This window comes from Sphingomonas faeni, assembly GCF_023195535.1.
GTDB lineage: Bacteria > Pseudomonadota > Alphaproteobacteria > Sphingomonadales > Sphingomonadaceae > Sphingomonas > Sphingomonas faeni_B.
Genome location: NZ_JALPNF010000039.1, coordinates 1 through 255 on the forward strand (window position 1 = coordinate 1; position 255 = coordinate 255).

1 protein-coding gene is annotated in these 255 nt (G+C 58.0%); it reads right to left on the bottom strand.

The window, feature by feature from the left end:
- Positions 1 to 10 precede the first annotated feature (10 nt).
- The coding region (locus tag SPHN_RS18365; RefSeq protein WP_248525288.1) for a hypothetical protein at positions 11 to 255 on the bottom strand (245 nt) is incomplete at its 5' end.

Here is a 255-nt window from a genome sequence, read left to right on the forward strand (position 1 = left end):
AGGCTGGTTGTCAGACGGCAGATGGTGAGTTCGTCTGCCCAACTTCCGTGAGAATTTGCAGCAGGGCGAGCACCAACCGTGGCGCTCCACGCATACCGTCCCAGCCTTCATGCTCTTTGACAGACGCCATTGCGTCAACGAGGCGGTATGCCGGGCCATCACCGGTGAAGATGGCTTCCTCAATGGCGTCGAGATCGAGAGTGATGATCCTCTGTCCTGCCTCTTTGGCTTTGAAAAACCGGTCGAGAGCCTCGG